General features: G+C 72.1%; 8 protein-coding genes. 1 reads left to right on the top strand and 7 read right to left on the bottom strand.

Translation table 11 applies throughout. The features are described 5' to 3' along the window. Positions 1 to 21: 21 nt before the first annotated feature. A complete protein-coding gene (gene rpsB, locus AAG827_RS03495; protein WP_341924415.1) occupies positions 22 to 1,002 on the bottom strand; it encodes a 30S ribosomal protein S2 in 981 nt (326 codons plus the stop codon). A gap of 407 nt (positions 1,003 to 1,409) precedes the next feature. Between rpsB and AAG827_RS03490 the strand changes: the two genes are divergently transcribed. Next, complete coding sequence (locus AAG827_RS03490; RefSeq protein WP_341924413.1) at positions 1,410 to 2,048, top strand: peptidoglycan DD-metalloendopeptidase family protein; 639 nt, start codon at positions 1,410 to 1,412, stop codon at positions 2,046 to 2,048. A gap of 9 nt (positions 2,049 to 2,057) precedes the next feature. Here AAG827_RS03490 and AAG827_RS03485 read toward each other — a convergent pair whose 3' ends face one another. From AAG827_RS03485 to AAG827_RS03460, 6 genes are all read right to left on the bottom strand, one after another. Then, a complete protein-coding gene (locus tag AAG827_RS03485; RefSeq protein ID WP_341924419.1) occupies positions 2,058 to 2,957 on the bottom strand; it encodes a tyrosine recombinase XerC in 900 nt (299 codons plus the stop codon). Between the two features lie 98 nt (positions 2,958 to 3,055). Beyond that, positions 3,056 to 4,186 carry a DNA-processing protein DprA gene (gene dprA / locus AAG827_RS03480; protein WP_341924412.1) on the bottom strand — a complete coding sequence of 377 codons (1,131 nt, stop codon included), beginning with the start codon at positions 4,184 to 4,186 and terminating at the stop codon, positions 3,056 to 3,058. Beyond that, on the bottom strand, positions 4,183 to 5,829 hold the full coding sequence (locus AAG827_RS03475; RefSeq protein ID WP_341924411.1) for a YifB family Mg chelatase-like AAA ATPase: 1,647 nt from the start codon (positions 5,827 to 5,829) through the stop codon (positions 4,183 to 4,185). Before AAG827_RS03475 ends, dprA begins: the two co-directional genes overlap by 4 nt. Next, positions 5,829 to 6,245 carry a YraN family protein gene (locus AAG827_RS03470; protein ID WP_341924410.1) on the bottom strand — a complete coding sequence of 139 codons (417 nt, stop codon included), beginning with the start codon at positions 6,243 to 6,245 and terminating at the stop codon, positions 5,829 to 5,831. The genes AAG827_RS03475 and AAG827_RS03470 overlap by 1 nt, the downstream gene beginning before the upstream one ends. 76 nt (positions 6,246 to 6,321) lie before the next feature. Then, positions 6,322 to 8,133: a hypothetical protein gene (locus tag AAG827_RS03465; protein WP_341924409.1), complete on the bottom strand. Its 1,812-nt coding sequence runs from the start codon at positions 8,131 to 8,133 to the stop codon at positions 6,322 to 6,324. A 26-nt stretch (positions 8,134 to 8,159) separates the two neighbouring features. Then, on the bottom strand, positions 8,160 to 8,615 hold the full coding sequence (locus AAG827_RS03460; protein ID WP_341924408.1) for a TadE/TadG family type IV pilus assembly protein: 456 nt from the start codon (positions 8,613 to 8,615) through the stop codon (positions 8,160 to 8,162). Positions 8,616 to 8,757: the final 142 nt, after the last annotated feature.

The raw sequence follows: 8,757 nt of genomic DNA, 5'->3' as shown, positions 1-8,757 counted from the left end.
CCCCACCGCGGTCGGAGACGATCAGGCCTTGGCCTCGTCGGTGGCCTCGGCTGCGGGAGCCTCGGCGGGCGCCTCGCCGGTGGCGGCAGCCTCGGCCGGAGCCTCGGTCGCGGCCGGAGCCTCGGTCGTGGCCTCAGCAGCGTCGGCGGACGCGGCAGCCTCGCTCGAGGCACCCGTGGCCTCCGAGGCGGGGGCCTCGGTGTCGCCACCGGTCGCCTCGACGGCGGCCTTCTCGGCGTCGCCACCCAGGAGCTCGCGCTCCCACTCGGCCAGCGGCTCCTCGGCGGTGGCGGCGCCACCGTTCTTGGCACCGGAGCGGGCGATGAGCCCCTCGGCGACGGCGTCGGCGACGACGCGGGTCAGCAGGCCGACCGCGCGGATGGCGTCGTCGTTGCCCGGGATCGGGAAGTCGACGAGGTCGGGGTCGCAGTTGGAGTCCAGGATGCCGATGATCGGGATCCGCAGCTTGCGGGCCTCCTCGACGGCGAGGTGCTCCTTGTTGGTGTCGACGATCCACACGGCGTTGGGCGTGCGGGTCATCTCACGGATGCCGCCGAGCGACTTGTTGAGCTTGTCGCGCTCGCGACGCATCTGCAGCAGCTCCTTCTTGGTGCGGCTGCTGCCGGCCACGTCGTCGAAGTCGATCTCGTCGAGCTCCTTCAGACGGTTGATCCGCTGGTGCACGGTCTGGAAGTTGGTGAGCATGCCGCCGAGCCAACGCTGGTTGACGTAGGGCATGCCGACGCGCGTCGCCTGCTCGGCGATGGCCTCCTGGGCCTGCTTCTTCGTGCCGACGAACATGACCGTGCCGCCGCGGGCGACCGTCTCCTTGACGAAGGCGTAGGAGCGGTCGATGTAGGCCAGCGACTGCTGCAGGTCGATGATGTAGATGCCGTTGCGCTCGGTCATGATGAAGCGCTTCATCTTGGGGTTCCAGCGACGGGTCTGGTGCCCGAAGTGGACGCCGCTCTCGAGGAGCTGGCGCATGGTGACGACTGCCATGGTGGTGGTTCTCCTGTAAGGAGGCAGCACCGTGATGTCCGCCCTTGACACAGGACGCACCGGGGCTGGCTCCGGTCGTTTTCAGTTCCTTCACGACTGACGGGTGTCGGTCGCGCCTGACGCTCGCGCGCGACCCCACCTGCTCGACCGTGAGGTCTCGCGGGACTGAGGGCCGTCGCCCACGGGTGATCGAGGCTCAGGAGCCTCGTCGTGGTCGGCAAGCGTGCGAATTTTAGTGCCGGGTCGAGACCTGGCTCTGATGAGGGCCAGACTAGTCGAGCGTGGCCACCTGCGGCCAATCGCCCGGACGCCCACCTGCCGTCCACAGGCCGCAGCGCCGCGCTCGTCGTCCCCAGGACACGGCCCGGTGACGTCCACCCGCCGTCGCGCGGGGAGACGATCGCGCCATGGCCATCACCACCTGCACGACCGCCGCCGACCGGACCCGCGCCCTCGGGCTCGCCACCATCGTCCTGGGTGCCCTCATGCTCCTGGCCGGAGCCGGGTCGGCAGCCGGCGCGCCCGAGGGTCCGGATCCGGTCGGGGTGTGGCCGCTGAGTCCCGTGCCCGCTGTCGTGGCGGCGTTCGACCCACCCGACTCGACCTACGGCGCGGGCCACCGGGGAGTCGACCTCGCGGGACGTGCCGGTCAAGCGGTCCGGGTGGCGCTGCCCGGCACGGTCACCTTCGCGGGCTCGCTCGCCGGTCGGGGCGTGGTCGTCGTCGACCACGGCACGACCCGCACGACCTACGAGCCGGTGACGGCCATCGCTGCGATCGGCGCGACCGTGGCTCGCGGCGAGCCGGTGGGCGTGCTCCAGCTCCCGGGGTCCCACTGCTTCCCACGCGCCTGCCTTCACTGGGGCTGGATCGAGGGCCAGACCTACCTCGACCCGTTGCGGCTGGTCGGCATGGGACCGGTCCGGCTGCTGCCGCTCGGGGGCCTGGGCCCCGCCGCCGCACCACTGCTCCGGACGACTGCCATGGCGGCCTTCTTCACGCCCGTCGTCGGTCTCGTGGCACTCCTGCAGGAGCTGCGCCACTGAGCTCCGGGCTCAGGCTCGCGGGTGTGCCTGCTGGTAGGCCCGGCGGAGGCGATCCGTGGTGACGTGCGTGTAGAGCTGGGTCGTGGCCAGCGAGGCGTGCCCCAACAGCTCCTGCACCGAGCGCAGGTCGGCGCCCCCCTCGAGGAGGTGGGTGGCCGCGGTGTGACGCAACCCGTGAGGGCCGATGTCGGGCGCCCCCGGCACCTGCGCGATTCGCTGGTGGACCAGGGTGCGGACCGCTCGAGGGTCGATCCTCTTGCCACGCGCCCCGAGGAAGAGGGCGGGACCCGAGCCTTCGACCTGCAGGTGCGGGCGTCCCTGGCGCTGCCAGAAGTCGATCGCCCGAGCGGCCGGTCGGCCGAACGGCACGGACCGCTCCTTGCGCCCCTTGCCGAAGACCCGGATGACGAAGCGGTCTCGGTCGACGTCGTCGATGTCGAGGCCGACGAGCTCACCGACGCGGATGCCCGTGGCATAGAGCAGCTCCAGCATCGCCACGTCCCTCAACCCGACGGGGCTGCCGTCGTCGGCCAGCTCTGCCGCGGCTGCGATCAGGTCGCTCGCCTCGTCGGCGCGCAGCACCGGCGGCAGCGACTTGTGGGCCTTGGGCGAGCCGAGTGACGCCCCGACGTCACCCGATGCCCGGCCCGTGCGCGCCAGCCAGGCCGTGAACACCCGAGCAGCAGTCGCCCGTCGCGCCAACGTGGTGCGGGACAGGCCCATCGTCTGCTGCTTGGCCAGCCAGCTGCGCAACGTGCGGAGGTCGACCTCGGTCACCTCGGTGCAGCCCAGTCGGGACGCGTGCTCGAGCAGCCCCGCGATGTCGGCCGTGTAGGCGCGGACGGTGTGGGGTGTGAGGTCCCGCTCGGAGACCAGGTGACGCTCGTAGTCGCCGAGGACGCGGGCCATGGGCTCGGGCAGCAGCGCGGCCCCCACCTCCGCTGGCTCCACGGGCGTCGGGTCGGCGGTCACCCCCTGACTCTAGGAACACGGTCGGCGGCATCGGCTCAGGCGCGCCCCAACAACCCGAGCCGCCATCCGACGCCGTCCTGCTCCACCAGCCCGTTCTTCTCGAGGTGGAGCAGCGCGGAGCGCACCTCGACGAGGCCGAGACCAGCCGTGCGAGCCACCGAGTCCGTCCCGACACCGGCGGCGACCGGCACCGCGTCGAGCACCTGGCGGTGGCGCAGGGTGAGACGGTCGCGCAGCGTGGGCGGCTGCTGCGTCTGCTCCGCGAGGTGCTCCCCCGCGCTGCTCACCATCTCGAGGACCTCCTGGGGGTTGGTCACCAAGGTGGCGACTCCGCGCCGGACGAGGTCGTGGCATCCCTGGGACTGGGCGCTGGTCACCGGGCCCGGGACGGCGAGGACCTGCCGGTTGAGGCGCTCGGCCCACGAAGCGGTGTTGAGGGCCCCGCTGCGCTGGGCGGCCTCGACGACCACCGCGCCACGCGACAGGGCGGCGATCAGCCGGTTACGCGCGAGGAACCGGATCCGCGTGGGGGCGCAGCCGGGCGGTGCCTCGGAGACCACGGCCCCGTGCCGCCCGATGTGGTCGATCAGCGCCTGATGGGCCACGGGGTAGGCGCGATCGGCACCGCAGGCGAGCACCGCGACGGTCGGCCCCTCCATCGCGATGGCGCCGCGATGGGCAGCCTGGTCGATGCCGAAGGCCGCTCCCGAGATGACCGGTGCACCGTGCCGGACCAGCACGGCCCCCATCTCACCCGCCACCTGCTCTCCGTAGGTGGTCGCCGAGCGAGAGCCGACCACGGCCACCGCAGCGCCGAGCTGATCGAGTCGCAGCGGACCCCTGACCCACAAGCCGATCGGCGGACCACCACGCTGGTGGAGCTCGGGGGCGTGCACCAGGTCATCGAGCTGTCGGGGCCACTCGGCGTCACCGGGCATGATGAACCGGATCCCGAGGCGGTCGGCCCGCTCGAGCTCTCGCGCCGGGTCGCAGGAGCCCAACCGGACTGCGAGGTCGTGGAGCATGCCCTGGGCGTCTCGGTCCCGCAGCAACGCCGTCTGGAAGTCCACTCCTCCGAACTCGGCGACGAGCCTGGTGAACCGGGAGTCCCCGGGCTCGGTCAGCCGGCTGAGGGCCACGCGGGCCAACCGCTCCTGATCGCTCATCCGGCCTGCTCCTCGTCCACGTCCACGACCGCGACCGCGACCGCGACCGAGAAGGCGACCTGACGGGCCAGCAGCGGGTCGCCCGACCTGAGCCGGAGGGCCGTCTCCACCTCCACCGTGCCGGGGCGCACGTTGACCCCGGCACGCACTGCGGCGAGGTCGGCGACCGTCATCGCGAGCCGGTGCACGCGCACCGCGCCACGGCTCGTGAGCCGACCGGCGAACACCTCGTCGTCGAGCAGGCGCTGCGCAGCGGGCGGCAACGGCCAGCGCTCCCGCAGCGCCGGCCCCGGGGCCTGGCCGTTGAGACGCCAGCTGCAGTCGGTGTAGCGGACGGCTTGCAGCCGACGCGCCACCTCGACCCGAGCCCGGATCTCGGCCGAGGTCTCCAGCAGGTCGAACCGGTCGCCCCGCTCGTGCGGCAGAGGCGGCTCGACGTGGCGGGTGATGTCGATCCGGTCGGAGACCGGCCCCTTGACCCGGGCCTGGTAGTCACGGCGCACCACCTCACGGCACTTGCACTTGTTGGTGCCCGCGGCGGGCCGGTAGTCGCCACAGGGACAGGGATTGCACGCCAGCACCACCATGCCCCGCGCCGGGAGGACGGCCGCCTCGCCGTGCCGGGCGATGGTGACGTCTCCGCTCTCCATGGGCTGGCGCAGCGCGTCGATCACGTCGGACCTGAACAGGGGGAACTCGTCGAGGAAGAGCACGCCGCCGTGGGCACGGCTGATCTCCCCCGGTCGCACCTGGCCCGAGCCGCCGCCGATCAGGCTGGCCTTGCTCGCATCGTGGTGCGGGGCGCGGAAGGGGGCCCGACGCACCATCCCCTGAGCCGCGTCGAGGGTCCCGCAGAGGGAGTGGATCGCGGTGAGCTCCAAGGACTCCTCGGGCGCCAGCTCCGGGATGATGGTCGGGATCCGCTCGGCGATGCTGGTCTTGCCCGACCCCTTGGGTCCGGACAGCATCACGTGGTGGCCGCCGGCGGCGGCGACCTCGACGGCGTACTTGGTCTCACGCAGCCCGTGCAGGTCGGCGAAGTCGACCTCCTCGAGGCGCTCCTCGCCGCGCCAGGACAGGAGTCGGCTGCCCGACATGGGCGCCACCGGCGGCGCCTCGGGCACCTCCTCCCCCGCGAGCTCGGCGGCGACCTGGGCCAGCGAGCGCATGCCGAGCACGGTCATCCCCGGCACCATCGACGCCTCCTGGGCGGACGGCTCGGGCACGAAGACCCGGGTCACGCCGCGGGCGGCCGCGGCCAACACCATGGGCAGCACCCCGGCGACGCAGCGCAACCGGCCATCGAGGGACACCTCGCCGATGAAGGCCGTGGACTCCAGCGCGTGGCGCGGCACCACGGTGTCGGCGGCCAGGACCGCGATGCAGATCGCGAGGTCGAAGTGGGTGCCCCGCTTGAGCAGGTCGGCCGGTGAGAGCAGCACCGTGATCCGCTTGGTCGCCGGCCACCGCAGGTCACTGTTGATGATCGCCATCCGGCACCGGTCGCGGGCCTCGTGGAGCGCCGGATCGGCGCGCCCGACGAGCGTCGTGCCGACAGCACCGGGCGACACGTCGGCCTGGACGTCGATGAGGTGCCCGACGGCGCCGTCGAGGCACACCGACCGAGCGGTGGCGAACGGCATCAGATCCCCCTCACGTGCTCGACCACGGCCGGCCCACGCACCGGTCTGAGCACCGCGACCAGGTCGATGCGCGTGTCGGGCGGTGCCACGCCGTGCTCCGCGGCCCAGCGCTCGGCCAGGAGCCCGAGGCGGTCACGCTTGTCAGGGCCCACCGCCTCGTGGGGCGTCCCGCAGGCGTCATTGCTGCGGGTCTTGACCTCGCAGACCACCAGCACGTGCCCCTCCCGGAGCACGAGGTCGACCTCACCCGCGTCGCACCGCCAGTTGCGGTCGAGCAGGACCAACCCCCGCTCGACGAGGTGGCGCGCCGCCACCGACTCTCCATAGGTGCCCAACGCCTGTCGGGCTGCTGCTGTCGTCGTCATCTCCAGACCTCCTGCGCCGAGGCTGCCCGGGGCCGGGGACGTCAGGGGCACGCCGTCGACGAGGCTGTGGAGAACGCGGTCGCCGACCTCCCTGTGGACGACTCGCGGGCCGCGCAGCGGCGCTGCGTCAGTCGACGAGCCGCACGATGCTCTGCTGGGCTTTCTGGTCGAACACGGTCGTGGCGGCCTGCTCGTCGATCGGGAGCGCTGCCTTGTTGAAGGTGAAGACCGTGAGCGTCTTCACGGAGTTGCCGTTGACCTCCAACCCGTTGGCAGGGCTCGCGGCCGCGGACTGGGTCTCGTCGGTGACGAACCCGGGCACGAAGTCGTAGATCGGCTGGAAGTCCTTCTGGGCGCGGTCGGTCGCATAGACGACCGGAAGCCACACGAAGCGCGGGGAGTCGACCACGCGCGGGTCGAGCATCGTGGCGTCCACCCCGGTCGCCTGGGCCAGCCGGTCGAGCGTCGCCCCGTTGCGCAGGAAGCAGGACAGCACGTCGTTGTTGACGGAGACACCGCCGACGCTGACGTCGGCGCGGCCGGAGCAGGTCGTGCGCGCACCGGGCAGCGACGCGTCGAGCCGACCGCGGACGCTGTCGACGCCTTGGACGAAGCCGTCCATGATCGCCGGGCCGTCGTTGCCGGTGTCCCCGACGATGCAGTTGCGGCCGTCGAGCGAGCTGGTGTCGGGCTGTGCCCCGGAGATGAAGCCTTGGCTGGTCCGGCCGCAGTCCTTGACCTCGTCACCAGGAGCGAAGGCGAAGGGCACCAGCTGGTGGTCGAGTCCGGACGCGATGTTGCGGGCCAGGCGGGTCTGGGTGGAGGAGCCTTCGCGCCGCGGAGAGTCCAGCTGGCCGAAGTTGCCGCGCGCCTGCCCGACGCATCCGACCGGGACGCTCGTCGGCGCCGCTGACGCGCTGGTCTGGGTCGCGGTCGGCGACGGCGACGGCGACGGCGAAGAGGGCGACGGTGTCGCCTGCACCTGCACGACCAACGAGGTGCTCGAGATCGTGAGGTCGCCAGTGCCCTTGTCGGCGAGCAGCGCGTAGGCCGTCCAGTCCCCCGCTGCGGCCGTGACCTCGGTGCCGACGGTGAACGGCGGCACCTGCAGCGCACCCCGGCCCGGACTCTGGGCCGCGTAGTCGATGTAGCGACTGCGGTCCGGCGAGTACAGGCGGATCGAGGCTCGGTCGGTGTTGTTCGGGATGTTGGAGATCTGGTAGCCCGAGATCTCGAAGGACGACCCGCTGGCCGCGGCGATCGGGCTGGCGCCGGTGAGGGTGTGGCCGCCGACCTCGATGTCGGGAGCAGCCCCGACCGGCGCCGCGGACGCCGTGGCCGTCGGGGTCGACGTCGAGCTGGGGCTGGTCGTCGGGGTCGATGACGCGGTCGGGGTGGGCGAGGGTGCCGGCGCGGACGTCGTGCTGCCTCCGCTGGTGTCGGCAAGCGCCGAGCCGTAGCCGCAGCCGTTGGGCAACCAGAACGGGATCATCTTCGACGCCGGGGGCAGCGCCGAGACGACTCGGACCGAGGCCGATCGTTGGACGCTGGTGCCGGTCGCTCCGATGATGCCGGCCAGCCCGAAGGCGACGTCCGCCTCGGGCGCGACCACCGTCATCTGGGCGCAGTCGACCAGGCAGCCGAGCCCCCGGCTGTCCTGGAAGATCACCTCCCCGTCGGCCGTCGCCCCGTTGGCGAGCGCGCCGGCTGTCACCGGGTCCTGCCCGACGACGACGTTCTCCTCGAGGTAGGACGCGACCTCCGCGAGGATGGTGCTCCTGTTGGTGTCGGTCATCGGCAGCAGGTGCCCGGCCGCCAGGGCGCTGATGTCGACCTGGCGCTGCACGGCGCGCTTGCGAGCCCATGCGTTGCCGAGGTCGACCGTCAGGGCGGCGCAGGTGAACATGACGACCACGAAGATCGCGATCATGATGGCCATCGCACCGCGGTCGTCGCGGCTGTGCCTCACAGGCAGGCCTGCGGCTGCTGGGGCACGAAGTCCACCCGAGTCTCCACGGTCGTCGTCACGCGCCCGTCGTCCACGAAGGGCAGGAAGGGAAGCTGCAGGTCGAAGCTGTCGAAGCTGACCTCGACCGTGACGGTGTCGCCGACCTGCACCCCGGAGGCGGTGGCCGTGGGATAGGTCCGGCGCACGGTCGCGCCCGCTCCGGTGCCCGTGAGCGAGTCGATGTCGCGGCGTACGGCGCTCTGGAAGGTCACGCAGGTGGCCGGGTCCCCCACGGCAGCCCGACGAGCGGCCGAGCGTGCGATGTCGCTGCCGCCCTGAACGGCCCAGAAGTACAGCCCGTACTGGATGATCCCGAAGACCAGCAGGAGCAGGAGCGGGAGCAGGAGGGCGAACTCGACGGCCGCCGCTCCCTGCTCTCCGCGTCCAGAACATCTCCGAGTACGACGTCCCACGCGCGCAGCCCTGCCCTTCCGAGGACCCCCGATGGTCCCCCTGCGGGGATGCTAGAACGCCCTAGTGTCCGCCGGTCGACCGAACCACTCGCAGCCGCTCGAGATGACTAGGAGAAATGACCGAAAGGACGACCCCGGTCCC

Source organism: Nocardioides psychrotolerans (assembly GCF_943371775.1).
Taxonomy (GTDB): Bacteria; Actinomycetota; Actinomycetes; order Propionibacteriales; family Nocardioidaceae; genus Nocardioides; species Nocardioides psychrotolerans_A.
The sequence above is the reverse complement of the archived record's forward strand: the minus strand, read 5'-3'. Positions and strand labels throughout refer to the sequence as shown.

Bases quoted from the DNA above. Each gene is read 5' to 3' on its own strand.
- rpsB (WP_341924415.1), bottom strand. From the start codon at position 1,002: ATGGCAGTCGTCACCATGCGCCAGCTCCTCGAGAGCGGCGTCCACTTC.
- AAG827_RS03490 (WP_341924413.1), top strand. From the start codon at position 1,410: ATGGCCATCACCACCTGCACGACCGCCGCCGACCGGACCCGCGCCCTC.
- AAG827_RS03485 (WP_341924419.1), bottom strand. From the start codon at position 2,957: ATGGCCCGCGTCCTCGGCGACTACGAGCGTCACCTGGTCTCCGAGCGG.
- dprA (WP_341924412.1), bottom strand. From the start codon at position 4,186: ATGAGCGATCAGGAGCGGTTGGCCCGCGTGGCCCTCAGCCGGCTGACC.
- AAG827_RS03475 (WP_341924411.1), bottom strand. From the start codon at position 5,829: ATGCCGTTCGCCACCGCTCGGTCGGTGTGCCTCGACGGCGCCGTCGGG.
- AAG827_RS03465 (WP_341924409.1), bottom strand. From the start codon at position 8,133: ATGGCCATCATGATCGCGATCTTCGTGGTCGTCATGTTCACCTGCGCC.